General features: G+C 60.9%; 20 protein-coding genes, 1 tRNA gene and 2 pseudogenes. 14 read left to right on the top strand and 9 right to left on the bottom strand.

Translation table 11 applies throughout. The annotated features are described in order from the left end of the window. Nucleotides 1-3 precede the first annotated feature (3 nt). The 6 genes from ACVOLL_RS14050 to ACVOLL_RS14025 are packed head-to-tail and all read left to right on the top strand — an operon-like array spanning nt 4 to nt 3184. Complete coding sequence (locus ACVOLL_RS14050; protein WP_481513459.1) at nt 4-612, top strand: biliverdin-producing heme oxygenase; 609 nt, start codon at nt 4-6, stop codon at nt 610-612. Then, complete coding sequence (locus ACVOLL_RS14045; protein WP_481513458.1) at nt 612-983, top strand: YbaN family protein; 372 nt, start codon at nt 612-614, stop codon at nt 981-983. Before ACVOLL_RS14050 ends, ACVOLL_RS14045 begins: the two co-directional genes overlap by 1 nt. 11 nt (nt 984-994) lie before the next feature. Beyond that, nucleotides 995-1312: a hypothetical protein gene (locus ACVOLL_RS14040; protein ID WP_481513457.1), complete on the top strand. Its 318-nt coding sequence runs from the start codon at nt 995-997 to the stop codon at nt 1310-1312. Beyond that, complete coding sequence (gene exbB, locus ACVOLL_RS14035; protein ID WP_481513456.1) at nt 1309-2007, top strand: tonB-system energizer ExbB; 699 nt, start codon at nt 1309-1311, stop codon at nt 2005-2007. The genes ACVOLL_RS14040 and exbB overlap by 4 nt, the downstream gene beginning before the upstream one ends. A gap of 2 nt (nt 2008-2009) precedes the next feature. Beyond that, nucleotides 2010-2432: a TonB system transport protein ExbD gene (exbD, locus tag ACVOLL_RS14030; protein ID WP_481513455.1), complete on the top strand. Its 423-nt coding sequence runs from the start codon at nt 2010-2012 to the stop codon at nt 2430-2432. Continuing rightward, nucleotides 2429-3184: an energy transducer TonB family protein gene (locus ACVOLL_RS14025; RefSeq protein WP_481513454.1), complete on the top strand. Its 756-nt coding sequence runs from the start codon at nt 2429-2431 to the stop codon at nt 3182-3184. Before exbD ends, ACVOLL_RS14025 begins: the two co-directional genes overlap by 4 nt. Nucleotides 3185-3346: 162 nt before the next feature. On the opposite strand, the gene ACVOLL_RS14020 is transcribed toward ACVOLL_RS14025, so the two are convergent. From ACVOLL_RS14020 to ACVOLL_RS14005, 4 genes are all read right to left on the bottom strand, one after another. Further along, a complete protein-coding gene (locus ACVOLL_RS14020; RefSeq protein ID WP_481513453.1) occupies nt 3347-6496 on the bottom strand; it encodes a TonB-dependent receptor in 3150 nt (1049 codons plus the stop codon). A 78-nt stretch (nt 6497-6574) separates the two neighbouring features. Then, complete coding sequence (locus ACVOLL_RS14015; RefSeq protein ID WP_481513452.1) at nt 6575-7558, bottom strand: FecR domain-containing protein; 984 nt, start codon at nt 7556-7558, stop codon at nt 6575-6577. Nucleotides 7559-7563: 5 nt separating this feature from the next. Then, complete coding sequence (locus ACVOLL_RS14010; RefSeq protein ID WP_481513451.1) at nt 7564-8073, bottom strand: sigma-70 family RNA polymerase sigma factor; 510 nt, start codon at nt 8071-8073, stop codon at nt 7564-7566. Between the two features lie 298 nt (nt 8074-8371). Then, nucleotides 8372-8791, bottom strand: a complete 420-nt coding sequence (locus ACVOLL_RS14005; protein WP_481513473.1) for a helix-turn-helix domain-containing protein — start codon at nt 8789-8791, stop codon at nt 8372-8374. Nucleotides 8792-9050: 259 nt separating this feature from the next. On the opposite strand from ACVOLL_RS14005, the pseudogene ACVOLL_RS14000 reads away from it, so the two are divergent. The 4 genes and pseudogenes from ACVOLL_RS14000 to ACVOLL_RS13985 all read left to right on the top strand — a co-directional run bounded on the left by ACVOLL_RS14000 (nt 9051) and on the right by ACVOLL_RS13985 (nt 13746). Beyond that, nucleotides 9051-10384 (top strand): annotated as a pseudogene (locus tag ACVOLL_RS14000) (IS701 family transposase). A 642-nt stretch (nt 10385-11026) separates the two neighbouring features. After that, complete coding sequence (locus tag ACVOLL_RS13995; RefSeq protein ID WP_481513450.1) at nt 11027-11704, top strand: hypothetical protein; 678 nt, start codon at nt 11027-11029, stop codon at nt 11702-11704. Between the two features lie 86 nt (nt 11705-11790). Next, a complete protein-coding gene (locus ACVOLL_RS13990) occupies nt 11791-12711 on the top strand; it encodes an LpxL/LpxP family acyltransferase (protein WP_481513449.1) in 921 nt (306 codons plus the stop codon). Nucleotides 12712-12726: 15 nt separating this feature from the next. Beyond that, nucleotides 12727-13746 (top strand): TraB/GumN family protein, encoded by a 1020-nt coding sequence (locus tag ACVOLL_RS13985; protein ID WP_481513448.1) that lies wholly within the window; start codon nt 12727-12729, stop codon nt 13744-13746. Between the two features lie 36 nt (nt 13747-13782). Here ACVOLL_RS13985 and ACVOLL_RS13980 read toward each other — a convergent pair whose 3' ends face one another. Beyond that, nucleotides 13783-14058 (bottom strand): hypothetical protein, encoded by a 276-nt coding sequence (locus ACVOLL_RS13980; protein WP_481513447.1) that lies wholly within the window; start codon nt 14056-14058, stop codon nt 13783-13785. Between the two features lie 337 nt (nt 14059-14395). On the opposite strand from ACVOLL_RS13980, the gene ACVOLL_RS13975 reads away from it, so the two are divergent. Next, entirely contained in the window at nt 14396-15034 is a 639-nt protein-coding gene (locus ACVOLL_RS13975) for an ABC transporter transmembrane domain-containing protein (RefSeq protein ID WP_481513446.1), read from the top strand. On the opposite strand, the pseudogene ACVOLL_RS13970 reads toward ACVOLL_RS13975, so the two are convergent. Next, a pseudogene (locus ACVOLL_RS13970) lies at nt 15006-16023 on the bottom strand (IS30 family transposase). The gene ACVOLL_RS13975 and the pseudogene ACVOLL_RS13970 sit on opposite strands and share 29 nt — an antisense overlap. 321 nt (nt 16024-16344) lie before the next feature. Then, a tRNA-Arg gene (locus ACVOLL_RS13965) sits at nt 16345-16421 on the bottom strand. 127 nt (nt 16422-16548) lie between these two features. On the opposite strand from ACVOLL_RS13965, the gene ubiA reads away from it, so the two are divergent. Further along, nucleotides 16549-17442 (top strand): 4-hydroxybenzoate octaprenyltransferase, encoded by an 894-nt coding sequence (ubiA, locus tag ACVOLL_RS13960; RefSeq protein ID WP_481513445.1) that lies wholly within the window; start codon nt 16549-16551, stop codon nt 17440-17442. A gap of 158 nt (nt 17443-17600) precedes the next feature. Here ubiA and ACVOLL_RS13955 read toward each other — a convergent pair whose 3' ends face one another. Both ACVOLL_RS13955 and ACVOLL_RS13950 read right to left on the bottom strand, forming a co-directional pair. Then, entirely contained in the window at nt 17601-18182 is a 582-nt protein-coding gene (locus tag ACVOLL_RS13955) for an HdeD family acid-resistance protein (protein ID WP_481513444.1), read from the bottom strand. Between the two features lie 144 nt (nt 18183-18326). Further along, complete coding sequence (locus ACVOLL_RS13950; protein ID WP_481513443.1) at nt 18327-19028, bottom strand: ComF family protein; 702 nt, start codon at nt 19026-19028, stop codon at nt 18327-18329. Nucleotides 19029-19101: 73 nt separating this feature from the next. Between ACVOLL_RS13950 and bioB the strand changes: the two genes are divergently transcribed. After that, a complete protein-coding gene (gene bioB / locus ACVOLL_RS13945; protein ID WP_481513442.1) occupies nt 19102-20130 on the top strand; it encodes a biotin synthase BioB in 1029 nt (342 codons plus the stop codon). A gap of 90 nt (nt 20131-20220) precedes the next feature. Next, the gene (gene bioF / locus ACVOLL_RS13940; RefSeq protein ID WP_481513441.1) at nt 20221-21429 is read left to right on the top strand and encodes an 8-amino-7-oxononanoate synthase; all 1209 of its coding nucleotides are present in this window, start codon (nt 20221-20223) and stop codon (nt 21427-21429) included. Nucleotides 21430-21442: the final 13 nt, after the last annotated feature.

Below are 21442 nucleotides of genomic sequence, written 5' to 3'. Positions count from 1 at the left end.
CACATGAACGAGAAAAACACCTTCATATCGCGCAGCCAGCAACTCAAGGCCGCCACCCACAATACCCATGACAGCCTGGACAAGCGGGTCATGGCCGCAGACATCTTCGCCAATCGCGACAACTTCGCGCGCTTCCTGCGCGTGCAGTACCGCTTCCATCGCGATATTGATGCGCTATACGCCCATCAAGGGCTGCTGGCATTGATTCCCGACCTTGCCGAACGCAGACGCCTGCCAAAGGTCGCATGCGACCTGCAGGATCTCGGCAGCTATATTCCATTGCATAGCACACCGCTGGTGGACGCTGGCATCGCCCTGCCCAATGCCTTGGGCTGGCTATACGTTGCCGAAGGTTCCAACCTCGGCGGCACCGTGCTGTTCAAACTGGCGCGCGACCGACTGCAGCTTCGGGCCGACTTCGGCGCGCGCCACCTGGCCACACATGCCGACGGCGCAGCTCGGCATTGGCGCAACTTCACCGCCGCGCTGGATGCAGCGCCGCTGCCGCCCGAGCACGAAGCATTGGTGGTGGAAGCCGCACGCAAGGCGTTCCAGAGCGTGCGCGGCTACGTCGAAGACGAGCTCCACATCGACCCGGTGCCGGTGACCTGATGCGCTGGCTATGGTTTTGCGCTGGCTGCTGGATGCTATCCCTTGGCATCATCGGCGCACTGCTGCCGGTGATGCCAACCACCATCTTCCTGATCCTGGCGCTGGCCTGCTTCGCGCGCTCCTCGCCACGGCTGGAACGCTACCTGCTGCAACACCCACGCTACGGCCACAGTCTGCGCCTATGGCGCGAGCAGGGTGCGGTCAGCACAAAGGGCAAGGCGTTTGCCGCGCTTGGCATGGCCATGGGTTACCTGATTTTCTTCTGCACGGCGCACCCCGGCTGGAAGCTGGCGCTGGGCATCGGCCTGTTTTTCATCGCCAGCGCCAGCTACGTGCTGTCGCGTCCCGCACCGCGTGCGCTCATCCACTGAGGATACCGATCATGCCCCTGACAACGCCGGCCAGCCTGCCGCTGCCAGTCCGCAACATCCACTCGGCGATACTGCGTGGCGCCGGTATCCGGGTGACCTCGGCGCGGATCGCCACCTTGCGGCTGGCACCGCTGGTGTTGGCCGCACACGGTCGTCTCAGCCCACAACTGTTGCATGCCGCCTCCTTGGAACAGGGCGGCATGCATGTCTCCACCAGCGCTTTCTACAACACCTTGTCGGCGCTGGGCGCAGCTGGCTTGCTGCCATCCCTCAAGCAAACAGACCCAGCACCGGCCGCAAACAGCGTGACCATCCAGGAGTGCGCATGACGACCAACCTGCCCAGCAATCTCAGCCCATGGCAGATGTTCCAGCATGCAGACTGGGTGGTGCAGACGGTGATGGTCGGCCTGGCCATTGCTTCATTGGCAACGTGGACGGTACTGCTGGCCAAGCGTCGACAGCTGCAGCGCGAGGCGCGCAGCATGCAAACCGCACGCAGCACACTCGCAGCGGCGGACAATCTTCCAGCGGCGTTGGCAACGGCCGTACAGGAAAGCAGCATCGCTTCAGCCTTGCTGGCCGAGGCCCAGGACGAGCTGCAGCGCTCACCCAGTATTGGCAGTGCCGACGGCATCAAGGAGCGGGTTGGCTCGCGCCTGCAGCGCATCGAACTCGCGCACGCACGCCAGCTGCGCAGTGGCACCGGGCTGCTGGCGACCATCGGCGCCACCGCGCCGTTCGTCGGCCTGTTCGGCACCGTGTGGGGCATCATGAACAGCTTCGTCGGCATCGCCCAGGCCAACACCACCAATCTGGCCGTGGTCGCACCCGGTATCGCCGAGGCCTTGCTGGCCACTGCCCTTGGGCTGGTCGCTGCGATCCCCGCAGTAGTGATCTACAACCACCTGAGCCGTCAACTGGCCGCGTTGCGTGGCGACAGCGGCGATCTATCAGCCAGCGTGCAGCAACTGCTCTCGCGCGACCTCGACCGCCGCGCATTCAACCCATCCGGAGCGCCGTGAGCATGGCAACCAGGACCGACGAGCAGGACGATGTCCTCGATGAGAACCACGAGATCAACGTCACGCCTTTCATCGACGTGATGCTGGTGTTGCTGATCATCTTCATGGTCGCCGCGCCGTTGGCCACGGTGGACGTCGCGGTCGATCTGCCGGCCTCAACCGCACAGCCGCAACCGCATCCTGATGAACCGGTATACCTGACCGTGCAGCAGGATCTGTCGCTGCGACTGAATCAAGACCCGGTGAGCGCAGCTACGCTGTCAGCAGCCCTCGACACGCTCACCGCCGGCAACCACGACCAACGCATCTTCGTGCGCGCCGACAAGGGCGTCGCCTACGGCGACCTGATGGACACCTTGAACAGCCTGCGTGCTGCCGGCTATCTCAAGGTCGCGCTGGTCGGTCTGGAGCAAACCGCACCATGAAGCCGACATCGCGCATGCCCGATGACCCACGCTGGGGCCGCAGCCTGTGCATCGTGCTTGGCGTGCATGCACTGGCTGTGGGCGGCGCAGTTTTCTGGTCATCGCGATCTCCACCGCTGGCCCCGCCATCGCCACCAGAAGCGGTGATGGTGGACATGGCACCACAGGCGAGCGCACCACCTGCGCCACCGACCGATCTGGCGCCGGGCCCCCTGCAACAGCAGCACGAAGCACAGCCAGCACTGGCGAACGCAGCAACGACGGCTGCTGAGGTTCCGCCTTCGCCCGCCCAGGCAGCGGACGCGGCGCTGCCACCGCCGGCTTCCGACCAGCGCGAACAGGCGCAAACGTCGGCCGCAAGCGCCGAAGTACAGCAAGCAAGTGCGCCACCCAGCGTGCAGGCACCCAGCAGCAACCAGTACAGCGCCCGGCAGTCATCGTCCGGTGTGGTAAATCCGTCGCAGGCAAACTGGCAGGCGCGTGTACTGGCGCATCTGGAGCGCCATAAGCGGTACCCGCGTGCCGCACAGCGCCGTCGCAGCGAAGGCGTGAGCATGGTCGAGTACGCAGTAGACCGCATGGGCGGCGTGCAGTGGGCGCGGCTGGCCCGTAGCAGTGGAAATGCCTTGCTCGATGGCGAAGCACTTGCCGCCGTGCAGCGCGCCAGCCCACTGCCGTCGCCGCCGGATGAGGTGCAAGGCGACCCCGTGCAGATCACCACACCGGTGGAATTCTTCATTCGCAGACAATAGCTGCGTGGATGCTTCACGCAAGCCTGCTCTCCGGCTCGCTGCGTGTACGTCATCGCGTCCTTGTTCGAAATTGCTCGCAACGAAAGATAAAAAGCCCGCTCGGAGTCACTTCCGAGCGGGCCTTGTCATTGCATGCGGCGTGTTCAAGCACACCGCATTGGGTCAGAACCGATAGTTGAAACTGGCCTTCAGCGTGCGCCCCGGCGCCAGCATGGACGAGCGGGTCAGCGGATCGATGTAGTACAGGTTGCCCAGGTTGGTCCCCACCACTTCAACCGTCGCACGGTCATTGACGCGCCACGTGGCGTAGGCGTCGTAAGTAGTGATGCGGCCCCATTGCAGCGGCGTGTTGAGGTAGTAGGAAATCGTCGCCGACTGGGTGCCGTAGTTGTCCTTGAACACGCTTTCCTGCGGCGCGTGGTGGACGATGCGGCTGCCCAGCTCCAGCTTTCCATCGAACAGGCGCGTCCCTACCGTCCAGTTGAAGGTATAGCGTGGGATCGCCATGGTCACCAGGTAGCCACCGACGAAGCCGGTTTCCACACAGTTGGAGACGCCGCCGGTGTTGTCCAGCAGCATCGCGGTGTGCTCGTCGCAGACGCGGTTCTCCAGGTTCCAGGCACCGCTGATGTCGGTGAAGAAGCGGCCGTTGTCGAAGCGCCCCTGCACCTCAACGCCGCGGATGGTCTGCTCGTCGATGTTGGAGAAGGTCAGCTGCGGGCTGCGCTCGATCACGTCGCGGGTGCGGTGGTGGTAATAGGCGATCTTCAGGTCTGCCAGCGGGTTGCCATCCAGCAGCTGGCCGAAGTCCTGCACCCAAGACAACTCGGTGTTGAAAGCATGTTCCGGCTTCAGTCCGTAGCTGTCCTGGATGCTGGAGAAGCCAATCGTGCTCTCAAACAAGGCCGGGAAGCGACGCACCTGGCTGTGGCGCAGGTAGACGCGGCTGTGCTCGCTGAACTCATAGGTCGCGGCGAACGACGGCACCCAGCCGGCGCCGCGCTGCCTGCGCGCGGTGTTGTCGACCGTGGCGAAGGGAATCAGCTCGCCATTGACGCTTTGGCCAGGATAGGGGCCATCAGACCAGCACTTGCGGCCGCCGCTGAGCTCGACGTTGCTGAAATCGATGGCGCCATTGATGCAGGGATTGTCAGCGCGATTGTAACGGCCCTGGCCATCGTGCTTCCACAGCATTTCGTTGTTGGCGGTGTACGTGGTGCGGCTGCGGACCTCGTCGAGGGACGGGTTCAGTATCTCCGCCACAAACTGCTCACGTGTATAGCCGAAGAACTCCTCGTAGAAGGACCACTGACTTTCCACCAGACTGGTCATCTGCTCGATCGAAGTATCGATCTCGGCCTGGGTGTAGTGCTCCAGCGTGTTCCACTTCATCACCCGACCCGAGGACTCCTGGCTGCTGGTCGGCAACACGCCGGCCCGCTGCTGGCGCGCGAGGAACTCATCGAACGACTGCCAGTTCTGGTAGCGCACACCCGCGCTGAGCAGCAGCTTGTCGATCGGCCGCCATTCAAACAAGGCACTGAGATCATACTCACGGCGCCAGCCTGCGCGCGGCTTGCCACGCCAATAGCCGGTGATCTCCGGATCGTTGTAGGCGTCCTTGGAGCTGAGGGTTTCCTTCTGCAGGTTGCCACCGACCGTCAGGTCCAGGCTGTCGCTAAGCTGCATCTTGTTGTCGAACGAGAAACCCGTGCGCGCGTTCTTGCTATTGGCTACCGCGGTGTTGCGGAAGTGGTCCGGCGTCACATAGACCTTGTCGACGTCGTTGTACCAGTTCATGCGGTCGTTCGGCAGGCCGCCGCTGCTGTAGGTCGCGCTGTCAGTATCGGTGCGCCAGAGGTTGGCGCGCAGATCCACCCAGTCCAGGCCCGGGCGCCACTTGTATTCCAGGTTCACCGCACGCGCATCCACCTGGCTCAGCGGCCACTGCGGGATGCCATCGGTGACGGTGCTGGCCCACTGGATGCGCGAGGGCATGATCTCGCCGTAACGCGACTGCGTGTCACGCACGTTGAGCTGCAGCACCTGGCTGTCGCTCAAGCGCCAGGTGCCTTTGACCAGCCACGATTCCATGCGGCTGGAAGAATTGAGGATCTCCGAACCCGGCACATAGACCTTGGCCAGGTAAGGAACATAGTCCCAGCTGTTGGTGGGCGCGTTGTCATAGAACGAGCTGCCATGCTTGCCGGCGAAGTGGTTGCCCTTCTCGCGGAAGGCGTAGGCTGCCATCAGGTCGAAGTTGTCCTTGCGCAGGCCGAGCGCCAGGCGCCAGGCCTGGTCATTGCCGAAGCTGCCGCTGCCACTGGTGCGCGGGTGCTGGTAGAGGGTCGGGTCATAGAAATTGACCGGACTGGTCGGGAAGCCCGGCACGCTGCCGACCGGCTTGCCGGTCAACAGGGTCGGCAACTTCGGATCGATGGCGTTGTCGCTGGCCTCCATCTTCAACTCACCGCCGAAGCTCTCGCCTTCCAGCAGGATGTCGTCCACGTCCAGCGTCTTGATCTGCACCGCGCCGCCCACCGAGGTGTTGGCACCACGCAGCATCGCCGGGCCCTTGATGACCTGCATGCCGCCGATCAGGCTGGGATCGATGTAGTTGCGATTGTTGGCGCCCATGTAGCCGCGCCAGACCGTCAGCGCCTGCTCGGTGCCGTCGATGGTCAGCGGCACCCGGCCCGGGCCTTGGATACCACGGATGTTAGGGTCCAGCGCGCCGCTGTTGCGGGCGTCGCCGCTGTAGACGTTGACCATGTCTTTGAAGATGTCGGCCGGTGCAGCGCCTTTGTAGCGTTCGATCTGCTCACGCCCGGCGTACACCGTGGAAAGGTCGAGATCGTACACATCGTCGTAGCCGCGCTCGTCGCGCTCGATGCCGGTGGGATCGGCCGAGCGCTCACCACCGACACGCAGCGTGCCGATCACAACGGCATCGCCGTCAGTGCTGGCCACGCGCTGGATGCTCCACGCGCCCGGACTGACTTCGCGTGCCGTCAGGTCGGTGCCCTGCAGCAGTCGCGCAAGCGCTGCGCGCACCGTGTAGCGGCCCTGCAAAGCGGGCGCGGAGCGGCCCGCGGCCAATGCCGGGTCATAGCTCAACGAAACACCGGCGGCGGTCGCAGTGTCGTTCAGTGCCCGCGCCAATGGCGCGGCCGGAAGATTGAAGCTCACATTGCTTTCGCCAACAGCGGTTGCGCCGTTCTGGGCAAGGGCCAGCTGTGGCAATGGCAGCGAAAGCGCGACCAGGCAGGCAAGCGCCAGCGAGGTTCGGACAGCAGGGGGACGCGGAGACATGGCGGGGTCCGTGACAGAAGGGAATTGAAAGGGTTCACTTCCTTGCCCGGCCAACCGGCAAAAAGGGACATCCCGGTCTCAGGCGGGGTCGACCATTACCCACAAGCGACTGCGGTAGCGCACCCGCAATGGAAACCCCGCCTGCAGCAGGGCGAGCATCGTATCGGTGTCGTCCAGCTGGAATAGGCCGGATACCAGCAGATTGGCGATATCCGGATCACAACGCACAACGCCGTTGCGATAACGCGCCAGCTCGGACAGCAGTTCCCCCAGCGGCATGGCCTCGGCATGCAGCACGCCCTGTACCCAGGCCAGGCTGTTGCGTTGTAGCGCGGTGACCGCGCTGATGCCCGTCGCGTTGAAGACCGCCTGTTGGCCTGCGCTCACCAGTTGGGTGACATCGCCGTGATCGCCGATGCGGACCCGCACCGCGCCCTGCCCCACCGCCACGCGCGCATGGTCATCCCACATCCGCACGGCGAAGCGCGCGCCTAGAGCAGATAGATGCGCGTTGCGCAGCTGCAGCAGCATCGGTCGCGCTGGAACGCGATCATCCGTCGCTTCCCGCAGCAGTACTTCACCGCGCAGCAGCTGCACTTGCCGCAGCTGTTCATTGAAGGTGAACGCAATCCGCGTATCGGTGTTGAGCTGCAGTTCGCTGCCGTCTGCCAGGCGCAGCGCGCGCCTCTCACCGATGCCGGTGCTGCTGTCGGCAACAAGGTGTTGCCAGGGCTCGCGCTGCCAGGCCAGGCGCGCCAGCGGCGCGCCGACCATCATTCCCACGATGGCCGCCAACGCGGCGCGGCGGCCCTGCAGCGTACGGCGAGCTTGCTGCAAGGGCGCACTGCCTACCGCACCGGGCACATCGTCGAGCAGACCGGTCAAGCGCTCCGCGCGTTGCCAGGCACGCGCATGCATGTCGTTGCTGGACAGCCAGCGCTGCCAGGCTGCGCGCTCCTTGGCATCGAGGTCGCCTTCGCGGAAACGCAGCAGCCATTCGGCCGCTTCGTGTAGCACGGGTGCGGGAATGGGCGTGTCGGTCCTGGCCAATGGTTCCCGCATACGGATCAGTCCATGGCCTCGAGGCAGGCCGCCAGCGCCAGCACGATGTCGCGCTTGATGGTGCGTTCGGTGACGCCCATGCGCTCGGCGATCACCGCATAGGTAAGCCCATCCAACTGCGACAGCAGGAACGCCTCACGTGCCCGCGCCGGCAATGCATCCAGCATGCGGTCGATGCGCAGCAGCGCCTCCAGCGCTATCTGCCGCTGTTCCTCATCAGGCACCAGGCACTCAGGCAGGCTCTCCAGCACCTCCAGCCATGCCCGCTCCAGCGCGCGGCGCTGCCACAGGTTGATGACCAGCCCATTGGCAATCCGGGTCAGGTAGGCACGCGGCTGCTCCAGCGCTGGCAGCTGCGGCTTCTGCAGCAGGCGCACGAAGGTGTCCTGGGCCAGATCCGCTGCCGCCTCGTCCGCGGACATGCGCCGGCGCAGCCACTGCAACAACCACCCATGGTGCGCGACATACAGGCCCTGCAGGGAATCAGGCGCCGGTGCCGGCGAAGCGTTGACCATGGGTAAATATTGCGAATGGGAATCACTATCATCCGATAAGTTTGGGTTGGGCGCAAACCCGATGCCCCGGTCAGGGTTCGAGAACAGCCATTCCTTGCAACTGGTGGCACCAGCGCTCGGCGGAAATATGAGCCGGGAAATCCCAGCGCATGATTCCAATAGGGGGCGTGCATCGAAGCTCGCGCTTCCACCCACGCTGTTCGTGCATCAGCACAGTCGAGGTGTAGTGCTCCGCAATCGCTCCAATCTATTCGATGCGGATGCCCGCCCGACGCCCCGCCTTGGGTAGTCGTCGGGTTTAAAGTCCGGTGTTGATTGCCCCCGAGTACGGCCGAATTTCAAAGTAGAAAATCCGACGTTCTACGGCACTGGGGAGTTCGTTGGTGAAACTTTTGAAGGATTCCTGCAAGTGCTGTTCAAAACCAAATGCCTGCCAAATGCACTGCAGGCTTATTGGTGAGACTCCGGTCTCTTCACTCATTTTCCTCGCACTCCACTGTCTAGCGCTTGCAGGCGAGGCCTGGCCCACTTTATCCACGGCCTCCTGCACCTGCCCACCAGCAATGCTACGAGGGCGGCCTGGGCGTGGAGCATCAATCAAACCATCCTTGCGGTGCAGCGCGTAACGTCGACGGATTCTTGAAACCGTCTGCATGCTGATCCCAAGACGCTCTGTTATCGCCTGCCTAAAGAGCCCATCAGCGCACCCGAGAATGATGCGAGTACGTGATATCTCGGCCGCAGCCGCGGCTTCATCTCACTGCATTCGACACTGGTAATCGCCAGTCCAGCAGTTGGTGGTCCCAAGCAGGCTCCTCTGCGGCTCGGCTCGGGGTGTCCGCAAAACACTAGACCTATACGCCTTTTTTAAAAAATCGCACTAGTCCTACTGTGTCATAAATAAGTCACCCTGCACGTGGTCCGGCACGCACTGGGATCGTCATGGCTACAGCAACGAGAGTCGTTTCTCTGCATATTTGGATGAACTATCGGCAACACTCGGTCACGCTGATCGGGCGGCGGGCCTACGAGGCTATTGCAGCGGATTGATGCTGCCGCTTGAGCGCAAGAGCTTAGAGCCCTTGGCAGCACATCTGGATCCACTAAGCGTGCGTGCCCGGCATCAGGCTTTGCACCATTTTGTCGCCAAGTCGGAGTGGTCTGATACGGCAGTGTTGGAGCAAGTTTGCCAGTATGTTGGGGCTCGGCTGGATCTGAAGAGCGAGGTGTACTGGATCGTTGACGACACCGGCTTTCGAAAGAAAGGACGACATTCGGTAGGCGTAGCCCGCCAGTACTGCGGCGAGATCGGCAAGCAAGACAACTGCCCGGTGACGGTGAGCCTGTCATTAGCGACGCCTGCGGCAAGCGTTCCGATTGCCTTTGGACTGTATCTGCCTGAGGCCTGGGCTTGCGATCCAGCACGTCGGAGAAGGCAGGGGTTCCCAAGGAGATCCAATTCGCCACCAACCCGGAGATTGCGCTGGCACAGATACTTGCAGCGAATGCTGCTGCAGTTGCGCGTGGTACGGTCTTGGCCGATGCAGCCTATGGCAGCAACACGGCTTGGCGCGATGGACTGACTGGGTCGGATCTGGACTATGCGGTAGGCATCGTCTCGAGCGTGAAGGTCTGGCCACCTGGGCGGACACCCGAACCACCAGCGCTGTGGACGGGTCAGGGCCGTCCTCCGGTTCGCCATCGCCGCACAGCCGATCGTCAGCCGCAGTCTGTGGAGGCTCTGGCGCTGTCGTTGACCTGGCGCGCTTTCAAGACGGTGCTATGGCGGGAAGGTAGCAACACGACGCTGTCGGGGCGCTTCGCTGCGCCGTGTGTACGCGCAGCGCAGGGTGATCGTTTGCCCCAGGAAGAATGGCTATTGATCGAGCGGCCCAAAGACGAAGCCAAGCCAACCAGATACTTCCTGTCCAACCTGCCGGCGAGCACCTCGCGCAAGGATCTGGTGAACACAGTCAAGGCCCGTTGGCGAATCGAACGCGACTATCAGGACTTGAAGCAGGAGTTCGGACTGGATCACTACGAAGGACGTGGTTGGCGTGGCTTTCACCATCACGCCACGCTTTGCATCGCCGCGCATGGATACTTGGTCGCTGAGCGTTTACGTGGGGCACATCAAAACAACCTTCACTACGCCCGAAATCTGCCTTACCCGAAGATTACCGCCCACGCGGTGCAGTCGACTCGAGCTCAGTGCCACATAGCCGGCTCAATCGCGACGCTACGTTGGAAAATCGCCGTTGAGATCGCGGCGATGCTGCGTGGAACGGGCGAATTGCATCTTCGAATTTAATGACACAGTAGGACTAGCTGGCAAACCACCTGACCGGTCCGCCTACTGGTCGAATCGGCAAATCCCTCAATCCCATTAAACTTCCACATTGGTGAAGATCTACCGCAGCTGCATCGCGATCAGGCAGGGAGCTGCACCGATACTGTGCTCGGCCAAGTACACCAGCCATACCTTACTGGCATCGAGTGACGTGCCTTGCATCGCCGCCTCACGTCGATGTAGCCTGCAGCAGCTTACCGATGACCTGTTCAGCGACGCGAGCCATTAGCAAAGGATTGCATCCGCGCACTAGATACTACGCATTTGGGCATCACGCCCAAATTGGCTTGACCAAGAAGTCAAGTCATCATGTGGTGTTACGTTGTAAAAGGATAATACAATGAGCACAGGTGTATTGAGTTTGGATTCGTTGGAAAGGGGAATGCTGCAGCCTGAGGAAAATGCTGCCACTCTCCGTAACGTATTCGAGGTCGCTCGGGCCTCTACGCTCGGAATATTCTGCTCGGACTGCAGCAGCAATGGCAATGATTGCAGTCCAAGCCTGCCGGAACCATATTTTCCGGACGAGCCGCCAGTAATCGACTGTTCGCTGCAGAAGGCGAGGACATTTGTCCCCGCCTTTTTGTTCCAGGAGCTATTCTCATGGATGTGCGCGTTGACACTGTCCAGTTTTCATCTCATCAACTGTTTCGTGCACACGCCGATCATGAGCTGCGTTCGCCATTGCCAGCAGCCTTCATCCTGCCCACAACAGTGAATGTCTTGGCGGAGGCAAGTCGTTACGTTCAACAAGGTGTTGCAGCCGTAATTTCTGTTGACGACGATGCTGACGCGGTCTCAAAACTGCTAGAGCAGGTCAGATCAAAGGCCTGCCCTACGCTATTACTTTTCTCAGACCAACTTGTCCATGCGCAGCACGCCACGGTGCTGGTCAGGTCTGACGCCGGCGACCACTACATGTCCCCGCTAGAGCTGATCCTACTTAGGCGATATGGATACACGCCGGTTATTTGGACAACCAGTGAATTCATGATACTGAGTGATAGTCAGTGTCCTGAGAGTGAAGTATTCCGCACGATGCTTCGCCACTTGACCTCATGCTACGGACTAGGTCTCGATTGGAAATCGTTAGCGGCGCAACCGCAACGAACCCCGGCGATTCGCGCCTACAATGCCCGCAGGAAGGCCCGCCTGCTGAAATCAGTTCTGCTGCAAAACTTTCACTCTCCCATGGTAGAGCGTGATATCGATAGCGCGATCACTCGCTTGGATAGGCTCAATCAAGTGATTTCGCAGCGGCTTGAGGGATCTGCATGTTGATACCGCACGCGCTTGTTCAACTGTCACGACCGCTACGACTACTGGACTGCAGGCTACCGCTCGTCGAACGGATAATTGAGACTCCGTTGTCCAATGAAGATGAGGCCAACATCCGATCAGCGTGCCTGGAGTCAGTGCGGGCCACGTTCGGCGAATTCTATTATTGGTATCTACAGAAATACTTTGTTTCAAGAGCGCTCCGCCGCGCCAAGCGCCCTGCATTCCTTGCGATGCTGACTAGCAGTGACAAAACCGATTATACGATCGTCGATTCAGCATTGAGCACAGGTCGCAGACTTCTGATCGCCATCCTCCATCATGCCCACTACATTATGTCCATCACCATGCTCGCTGAGCGGCTGAAGGACCGATGCAAAGTTTACCTTTTCTATGGAAAGCCGAGTACACACCTTGGCAGCGAGGTACTTGACCATCTAACAAAATGGTTCTGGGGCAAGGATCACAACGTCGGCATCGTCCACGACACCCGCAAGGGACTCGCGACGGCCATACGAGCACTAAGGGCAGGTGCGGTAGTGTTCATCATGCCGGACGTGTTCAAAGACGAACGCGCTACGCTGACCACCCCGTTCCTGGGGCGTAGTATTGATTTCATGCTGGGCACCGCAATAATAGCCCGTAAGACCGGCGCCTTAATAGTCCCGGCAATTTGCACCACAGTTTCGACCGGCTTGGGTTTTCGAACTATTTTCGATAGTCCGTATTCGGCAACAGGGCCCGCCACCATTCGGGACGCGAGTCACGCCGAGCTCGCTCATGATTACCACATTATGTGCAGACTATTTGCTTTCTATGAGAAGGAAATGCTGGGAAAAGTCATTTACTGGCAGAACGTACGGCAACACATTGCGCAATCAACGACATACCCCGATTTAGATGCCACCCATGCCATCAATGTTGCCGCAATGCTCGATAAGGACCCTGACTTTCTTGGCCCAGAGCGCATTTTTGACCTAAGACAGCACCCGGCGGCAACAGCCGTGTGAAACATCGAGGATGGTATGCCGAAATTCCGTATCTGCGATAACGCTGCAATGCTTTCTTTGTTCATTGCTTCCGTGCAATTGTTTCTTTCACCAATATCTCACGCGCAAGATGACCCCGTTCAAACTCTTGACATGGTTGTCGTAAAAGGCGTGGCACCAGGGCCCGGCATGTGGCGTGTCGTTGCCGGTGACCACACATTGTGGCTACTAGGTGAGTTGAAGCCCTCGCCCGCGGAAATAGAATGGGATCCGGCAGAGGTAAGCGGGACCATCGCGGAAGCCGATTTCGTTATATGGGAACCGTACTTCAGCATTGATGTCGATGCTGGGATCTTCAAGAAGCTTGCGTTAATCCTCAACTATCGCCGAGCACAGCGGAATCCCGACGGCAAGTCACTACGGGATGTTCTTAGTCCTGACGATTATCGTAAACTGCAAGAGATTTCCTCCCGCTATTCAATTAACCTTAGAGGCATGGAATTCAAACGTCCAATCGCGGCAGCTGAGATCGTGTGGAATGCCGCCGTGCACCGGTCGGGAATGATTCAGAGTGGCGTCGTCACAAAGTACGTAGTTGGTGAAGTAAAAAGCAGAGGCATATCCGCACGCATCCCACGATACACCATGACCTTGTCTGGCGAAACGGCCAGCAATATATTATCGAAAGCACGAAGATCATCTCTGAACGACATCGCTTGCCTCTCTGCAACGATGGATCTGACTGATAACGGCATGGGCCGTTTGATAACCAACGCGAATGGATGGGCAGTTGGAGATATCACCAGAATCGATATGGATCGCGTAGCCGCAAGGGATCACTTGTGTCTGGATGCCTTCGCCAGTTCATCAGTAGCCGTAGAGAACGGTATACCGGATGTCCGTGAGGCAATGATGACACGCTGGTTAGCGGTAGCGCAGGAGGCACTCGTTTCGAAGAGAAATACCGTCTCAGTTCTACCAATTGGCGACATTCTCGCCGCAGATGGTTACTTAGCACGGCTACGCGCACTCGGCTATGAGATTACCCCCCCTTAAGTTCACTTCAAAATAATGAGCGCAACCTCAAATCCGTCAATCGACCGGATAGTCGCTTGCGTCGCCGTCATCATCATCCATTTTGCACTTTGGCTGCTGGTCGCCAACCATGGGCAGCCGGACCTCACTTCTGCAAGCGAGAAGGAGAACCGTATCGAGGTACATTTCCTCCCGCCACCAATATCGACTGACCACAATGTGCGTACTACGAGCACCGTTCTCAGCAATACCAGAACCCAGGCTGAGACAGATATTCGCCCGCCCCGGATCGATCATCAAACGTCTAATATCGGGGAGGGCGAAGAATTCCATCACCCTGGCGCGGCTTCGGCTTTGAATCTGACGATTGACCTTGGAAGCGTCCCCACCGAATTTCGCAGCGATTTATTCGCAAGAAAAAGTGATTCCCCTGCCTTTGATGCCCCCCGGAGACTGCGCCTGACGATGCAAGATAGCACCGTCATGGGCCGGCTAAGCGAAATGAGCCGCAGAGCGGACTGCGCTGAGTTGAGCAGAGCACTTCAATCAAACCCAGCTAGTGCTGAATCGATTCTAGCCAGCATGCAACGTCGAGGTTGCGGGCGATGACCGCTCCACCGAAGAATGACGAGCTGCGTTCGGTTGAAAAATACTTTTTTGCAGAAAAAATATGCCGAATATAACCAAAGAAGAACGTGCTGAAATTGGTCGGGTAGTATCCCTTCTACTGCGCCTGACTCGTGACCACCTAGCCCTACTCTTGGGAACAGTACTTAGCCTGATTTTGGCAACTGGATTCTCCTTGTCGATTCCACTTATTGCCCGGAATTTCATGGAATCAGGATTTGGCACGATTGGTCAGATGTTCGCCACATTCAGCCTGATTATCATGCCATTGGCCGTTGCCACCGGGTTTTCAAATCCACCTGACAAATCGCCTCAGCGACAGAGTAGTTATTGCCCCCCCCGCAAAGAGTTATTTAGGACATATTTGATTCAGCCGTTGCCATTCCATCAGGCTCAAGCATCATCGGAGCTTTTGTCCCGGCTCACCTCGGATACAGAACATCTTCGCGTGATGATTGGCGCCGGCTTTTCGCTGGCACTCAGGAACACGCTAATGCTTATAGGCGGAATAACAATGTTGGTTATAACGAGCAGAGATCTCGCCTTGCTAACTTTCATTACTATCCCAGCTACTGCTTTCCCAATTGCGCTTGCTTCCAAAAGATTACGCTGGATGTCCAAGCACCAGGCTGATCTCAGCACAGAGGGCGCTCTCAAGATTCAAGTGCAACACGTGATTTGAATACTTCGATCTCCGCTTCCATCGCTTCGGCGGGGGTCTTCCACCCAAGCGTCTGACGCGGCCGCATATCCATCAATAGCGCGATATGATTCAAAATATTCCTGACTGACGCTCGACAGGTCCACACCTTTGGGGAGGAACTGACGTAACAGGCCATTGGTGTTCTCGCTGCTACCGCGCTGCCAAGGTGCGTGAGGATCGGCGAACCAAAGGTCGATGTTCAAACGCTCCATCAACTCGGCGTAACGCGTCATTTCGGTCCCGCAGTCGTAGGTCAGGCTGGTTCGCATCGATGCGGGAAGCTTTTTCAGCTGGCGGGTGAAGCCAGCCAATGCATCTTCAGCAGTACACCCATCCATGCGGCAGAGCACGACAAAGCGCGTCTTCCGCTCAACCAGCGTACCAACGCAAGATCGGTTGAACGCACCTTTGATCATGTCGCCCTCCCAATGACCCGGGACCAAGCGACGCTCGACTTCTTCGGGACGATGGATGATGCGTAGTTCTTCGGGCACCCAGCTACGCTTGGCAGCAGTGGTTCGGCGCAGCCCTCGTGTTGGCTTGTGTTGACGCAATGCTTCCACGAGCTTCTTCTTCAGACCGCCTCGCGGGTAGGCGTAGATGGTCGCGTAAATCGTCTCGTGGCTGACGCGCTGCTCGGGTTCATTGGGATGCATGCTCAGAAGCTTGGAAGCAATCTGCTGGGGCGACCACCGCCACAGAACCAAGTGGTCTTTTACCCTTTGGAACAGTTCTGTTCCCTCAATGAGCCGACGTCGACGAACGCTCCGATGCCTTCGTTCCCGATAGGCGTTACCGGCTGTGCGGGCGCAGTAGCTGGCTCCCGTATGCCGGGCCAACTCCCTGGTCAATGTGGATGGACTGCGACCGAGCAGCCTGGAGATTGATCGCGCACTCTGGCCTCGGCTTCTTTCTATCTGGATAACAACGCGTTCGTCCGCGCTCAAGTGGAAGTAATTTCTGGACATGCGAACACCCTACCTGCTGAAAGGGTGTTGCATTTGATAATTGAGTTTAAGCAAGCACGTATCAACCGCGCATCTTCCCGGGCTCGATCGGAAACCGGATGCTTACGCCATGCGCAGCAACCAGCTCGATCAACCCCAAGCGGACGGCACACCATCGGGATGCTGAGCTCATCCCGATGTGCAGCAATGAACGTGTAAGCGCACCGGGTCTTGCTGGTGATTTTCCCTGCAGACATAGCCGTCTCCCGAGGCTATCCCCGCCAGAGGCTGGCTCTGTCCAGGAAGTTCTGGGAGCCCCACACCGCAAGTGACTGATATTGTTGGCGCGCCCGGAGGGATTCGAACCCCCGACCAATGGCTTCGGAAGCCACTACTCTATCCGGCTGAGCTACGGGCGCATTGTGCTCCGACCGGCTGAGCCGGGCGGACGCGCATTCTAACGGCAAAAGCATCCGCAGGTCTGCCCCCACCTATGGATCGCTGCAGTTGGGCTGGAAAAACCGGCCCAGCTGGTAACCTTTACGTATGAGCCGTCTCCCAACTACACCGTCCACCGCAGCTGACACGTCGCGGTTCGGGCACTACTGGAAATTGATGCGCGCCGACCGCCCGATCGGCACCTTGCTGCTGCTGTGGCCCACCTGGTGGGCACTGTGGCTGGCTGCCGACGGCCTGCCGCCGCTGTGGATCCTGTTCGTGTTCAGCGCCGGCGTCTGGCTGACCCGATCGGCCGGCTGCGTGATCAATGACTATGCCGACCGCTGGCTGGACCCGCACGTCAAACGCACCAAGGACCGGCCGCTGGCCACCGGCGCAATCTCCGGCCGCGCGGCGCTGATGCTGTTCGTCGGCTTGATGCTGGTCGCGTTCGCGCTGGTCCTGACCCTGAACGCCTTGACCATAGCGCTGAGCTTCATCGGCGTGTTCCTGGCCGCCAGCTATCCCTACCTGAAGCGCTACACGCATCTGCCGCAGGTGTACCTGGGCATGGCCTTTGGCTGGGGCATCCCGATGGCCTTCGCCGCCATCCAGGGCGAGGTTCCTCCGCTGGGCTGGGTGCTGTATGCCGCCAACATCCTCTGGTCCACCGCCTATGACACCTGGTACGCCATGGTCGACCGCGACGACGACCTGAAGGTCGGTTCGCATTCCACCGCCATCCTGTTCGGCGATCTGGACCTGGTCATCCAGGGCATCCTGTACGCACTGTTCTTCGCTGCGATGGCACTGGTCGGGCAGCGCGCGGGCTTGGGCTGGACGTATTGGGCCGGCATCGGCGTGGCGATGGCCTTGGTGGTATATGAGTTCTGGCTGTGCCGTGACCGCGAGCGAGAGCTTTGCTTCAAGGCCTTCCTGCACAACAACTGGGTCGGCGCGGTGTTGTTTGCTGGCATTGTTGCCAGCCAGTATCTGGATTGAAGAAACGGCCCGCAGTGCGGGCCGTTTCGTTGTTGCTGTGCCGTTGACCCTTTGTAGGAGCGGCGTAAGCCGCGAAGCCCACAATGTCGGATGGCGCAGTCTTTCTTGGATCTGATGGACTATCTGCTTCGCGGCTTACGCCGCTCCTACAAGCAGCATTAGACCGCGCCGATGGTCTTGCCCAGCGAACGCAGGCGGAACGCTGCAATTATCTGCAGCACGCCGTAGATCAAGGCCAGCACGCCGATCCACAGCGAGGTCACTGCCAAGCCGGCAATCGGGTTGAGTGCGAACATCACGCCCAAGGCCACCGCCAGCAGGCCGCTGACAATCAGCATCCACTCGCCAGTGATCTGCTTGCGCACGCGGATGGCGAACACGATGCGGTAGATGCCACCAACCACCAGCCAGGCGGCCAGGAACAGCAGTAGCACACTCGCCGTTGCCAGCGGGTTGATCACCGCCAATACACCAAAGGCGATGGAAGCCAGCGCATAGAACAGCGCCCAACCGCGCGAGACCGGTGCCGAACCGCTGAAGGCCGAGACCAGCACCACCACGCCTTCAACAATGGCCATGATGCCAAGCCACCACGCCAGAACGGCCGCGGTACGCACCGGCGCCACTACCGCCAGTACGCCGAATATCACAGCAAACAGGCCAAACAGCAGCAGCACCCACCAGTTGCGCGTCAATGTGCCAAACAGCGATCCAGCAGGAAATCCCGGGGAAGCACCCATGTCTGTCTCCTCATGTTGAACAGGTGTAAAGGCCTCGCGTACCCAGTCTAGGCCCATAGCTGTAGTGATGACATGTAGAGATGACACCCGAGATTTCAAGCCAGTTGCGGCGCAGATACGGCCTTGTGATCACACAGACGGCAATCACGGCACCCGCGCGCAGACCCAGGCATCCACCCGCTGCACACCCGCGCGATGCAGGGTGAGCGCCGCCGCATGCAAGGTAGCACCGGTGGTCATCACGTCATCGAGCAGCACCACATGTGCGGGCAACTGCCCCATCGCGATGAAGGCGCCGCGCAGATTACGTTTGCGCTCCGATGCGTCCAACTCCGATTGCGGCTGGGTTGAACGCCGCCGATGCAGGCCCCGGCACAGCGGCAGCTGCAGCGCGTGCGCCACCGGCTTGGCCAGCTCCCAAGCCTGGTCATAGCCGCGTTGGCGCAGCCGAGACAGATGCAGCGGCACCGGCACGATCGCCTGCGGACGCTCGGCGTCGCGCACCGCCTCCAGCAACAAGGTCGACAACAGTCGCCCGGCGCTGAGGTCATGGTGGAATTTGAACCGCAGCAACAAGCCGTCAACCGGCGCGCTATAGCTAAATGCCGCCAGCGTCGATTGCAGGGGCGAGCGCGAACGCTGGCAGGCGCCGCACACCCCACCGGCATCCATGCCCGGCAAGGGCAGCGCACAACGCCGGCAAGCGGTGCGTTGCCATGGCAGTCCAACGCTGCAGGCCAGGCACAGATCCCGCCCCGGCAAGCCATCCTCACCACAGACCAGGCAGCGCGGCGGGAACAGCAGCGCCGACAACTGGCCCCCAATCCTGTAAACCAGACCTTTCATTGGATAGTTGACAGCAATGTGTATGCTGACCAGACTGCGCCGCTTCCATCGCCCCATCTGTCAGGTAATACCGATGTCCACCGTCATCCGCCACGACTGGAAGCGCGAAGAGCTGCTGTCCCTGCTCGAACTGCCCTTCCCCGAGCTGCTGCATCGCGCAGCCAGCGTGCATCGCCAGCACTTCGACCCGGCGCAGGTACAGGTTTCCACCCTGCTCTCGGTCAAGACCGGCGGTTGCCCGGAAGACTGCGCCTACTGCCCGCAGGCACAGCGCTACGACACCGGCGTGGACGCGCAGAAGCTGATGGACACCGACAGCGTGGTGGCGCGTGCCCGCGCCGCCAAGCAGGCCGGCGCCTCGCGCTTCTGCATGGGTGCGGCCTGGCGCTCGCCCAAGGACCGTGACATCCCCAAGGTCGCGGCGATGATCCGCGAGGTGAAGTCGCTGGGTCTGGAGACCTGCGCCACCCTGGGCATGCTCGAAGGCCACCAGGCGCAGGCGCTGAAGGACGCCGGGCTGGACTACTACAACCACAATCTGGACACCGCGCCGGATTATTACGACTCCATCATCCATACCCGCCAGTACCAGGACCGCCTGGATACGTTGGAGCACGTGCGCAACGCCGGCATGAAGACCTGCTGCGGTGGCATCGTCGGCATGGGCGAGACCCGCGAACACCGCGCCGGCCTGCTGCAGGCGCTGGCCAACCTGCCGGCGCACCCGGATTCGGTGCCGATCAACCGTCTGGTGCAGGTCGCCGGCACGCCGTTGCATGGCAGCGCCGAGCTGGACCCGTTCGAATTCGTGCGGATGATCGCGGTGGCCCGCATCGTGATGCCGCGCTCGATGGTGCGGCTGTCGGCCGGCCGCGAGAGCATGAGCGACGAGCTGCAGGCGCTGTGCTTCCTGGCTGGCGCCAACTCCATCTTCTACGGCGAAAAGCTGCTGACCACCGGCAACCCGGACACCGAGCGCGACCAGGCCCTGTTCGCCCGCCTCGGCATCAGCCCGATGCAGGTACATGTGGATGCCGACGACCACGACCACCCCGGTACGGTGCACCTGGATATCGCCCCGCTCTGCGCCCGTAGCGCCTGATCCCGGCGGCGCCCCGCCCGCGGGGCGCCGCTTGGGCATTCTTACAGGCAACCGGGTACGCTAGCCGCCCGCTTGACCATGAACCTTGCCATGGCCCGTCCTGACATCCACGACCGCATCCACGCCCAGCGCAAGCTGCGGCTTGCCCAGGGCCGCATCCGCACCCGGCGCAGCATCAGCCGCCGTGACGGGGTGCGTTTGGAACTGGACGGGCGCTGGTTGACCGGCTTCTGCAGCAATGACTACCTCGGCCTGTCGCAACAGTTCGAGGTGATCGCCGCGCTGCAGGACGCCGCCGGCCGTGAAGGCGCCGGCAGCACCGCCTCGCACCTTGTCTGCGGCCATCACAGCCTGCACGAGCAGCTGGAACGCGAGATGGCTGACTGGCTCGGCTATCCGCGCGCCCTGCTGTTCGACAGCGGCTTCATGGCCAACCTGGCCGTGCAGCAGGCGCTGCTGAGCGAAGAAACCGATATCTGCGTGCAGGACCGGCTCAACCACGCCAGCCTGCTCGATGCCAGCCGCCTGGCCGGCTGCCGCCTGCGCCGCTATCCGCACCTGGACAGCGAAGGCGCCATGCGCCAGCTCAAGAACACCGCCGATGGCGCCGCCATGCTGGTCACCGACGGTGTCTTCAGCATGGATGGCGACATCGCCCCGCTGCGCTCGCTGGCACTGGTGGCACGCATGCAGGAGGCGTTGTTCTATGTGGATGACGCCCACGGCATTGGCGTGATCGGCGAACACGGCCGCGGCTGCGTAGCCGATGCCGGGTTGGGCGTGAACGAAGTTCCGCTGCAGCTGCTGACCCTGAGCAAGGCACTGGGCGGGCACGGCGCCGTAGTCGTGGGCGAAGACGCGCTGATCCAGCATCTGGCCGAAACCGCACGGCCCTACATCTACACCACCGCCCTGCCACCAGCACAGGCGGCCGCCTCGCTGGCGGCGGTGAAGCTGGCGCGTCGCGACCATTGGCGCCGCGACAAGCTCACCGAACTGATCGCCAGCTTCCGCGAAGGCGCACGTCGCAACGGGCTGGAGCTGATGGCCTCGGAAACCCCGATCCAACCGCTGCTGTGCGGCGACGAAGCCACGGTGATGGCCTTGTCGGCGACGCTGGAGCAGTCCGGCTTCCTGGTCAGCGCGATCCGTCCGCCGACCGTACCCGAAGGCAAGGCACGCCTGCGCGTGACCTTGTCGGCGCTGCATAGCGTCGAGCAGGTCAAGGCGCTGGTGGAAGCCATCGCCAAGGCCCGCGATGTGGTGCTGTACCAGAAGTCCTTGAACACTGTTGCCTGAGAACCGGTTGTAA

The organism is Stenotrophomonas sp. STEN035, assembly GCF_056759935.1.
Note: the sequence above shows the minus strand (reverse complement) of the source record. Positions and strands in the feature narration are given on the sequence as shown.

Bases quoted from the DNA above. Each gene is read 5' to 3' on its own strand.
- ACVOLL_RS14050 (WP_481513459.1), top strand. From the start codon at position 4: ATGAACGAGAAAAACACCTTCATATCGCGCAGCCAGCAACTCAAGGCC.
- ACVOLL_RS14045 (WP_481513458.1), top strand. From the start codon at position 612: ATGCGCTGGCTATGGTTTTGCGCTGGCTGCTGGATGCTATCCCTTGGC.
- ACVOLL_RS14040 (WP_481513457.1), top strand. From the start codon at position 995: ATGCCCCTGACAACGCCGGCCAGCCTGCCGCTGCCAGTCCGCAACATC.
- exbB (WP_481513456.1), top strand. From the start codon at position 1,309: ATGACGACCAACCTGCCCAGCAATCTCAGCCCATGGCAGATGTTCCAG.
- exbD (WP_481513455.1), top strand. From the start codon at position 2,010: ATGGCAACCAGGACCGACGAGCAGGACGATGTCCTCGATGAGAACCAC.
- ACVOLL_RS14025 (WP_481513454.1), top strand. From the start codon at position 2,429: ATGAAGCCGACATCGCGCATGCCCGATGACCCACGCTGGGGCCGCAGC.
- ACVOLL_RS14020 (WP_481513453.1), bottom strand. From the start codon at position 6,496: ATGTCTCCGCGTCCCCCTGCTGTCCGAACCTCGCTGGCGCTTGCCTGC.
- ACVOLL_RS14015 (WP_481513452.1), bottom strand. From the start codon at position 7,558: ATGCGGGAACCATTGGCCAGGACCGACACGCCCATTCCCGCACCCGTG.
- ACVOLL_RS14010 (WP_481513451.1), bottom strand. From the start codon at position 8,073: ATGGTCAACGCTTCGCCGGCACCGGCGCCTGATTCCCTGCAGGGCCTG.
- ACVOLL_RS13995 (WP_481513450.1), top strand. From the start codon at position 11,027: ATGGATGTGCGCGTTGACACTGTCCAGTTTTCATCTCATCAACTGTTT.
- ACVOLL_RS13985 (WP_481513448.1), top strand. From the start codon at position 12,727: ATGCCGAAATTCCGTATCTGCGATAACGCTGCAATGCTTTCTTTGTTC.
- ACVOLL_RS13980 (WP_481513447.1), bottom strand. From the start codon at position 14,058: ATGGAATTCTTCGCCCTCCCCGATATTAGACGTTTGATGATCGATCCG.
- ACVOLL_RS13975 (WP_481513446.1), top strand. From the start codon at position 14,396: ATGCCGAATATAACCAAAGAAGAACGTGCTGAAATTGGTCGGGTAGTA.
- ubiA (WP_481513445.1), top strand. From the start codon at position 16,549: ATGAGCCGTCTCCCAACTACACCGTCCACCGCAGCTGACACGTCGCGG.
- ACVOLL_RS13955 (WP_481513444.1), bottom strand. From the start codon at position 18,182: ATGGGTGCTTCCCCGGGATTTCCTGCTGGATCGCTGTTTGGCACATTG.
- ACVOLL_RS13950 (WP_481513443.1), bottom strand. From the start codon at position 19,028: ATGAAAGGTCTGGTTTACAGGATTGGGGGCCAGTTGTCGGCGCTGCTG.
- bioB (WP_481513442.1), top strand. From the start codon at position 19,102: ATGTCCACCGTCATCCGCCACGACTGGAAGCGCGAAGAGCTGCTGTCC.
- bioF (WP_481513441.1), top strand. From the start codon at position 20,221: ATGGCCCGTCCTGACATCCACGACCGCATCCACGCCCAGCGCAAGCTG.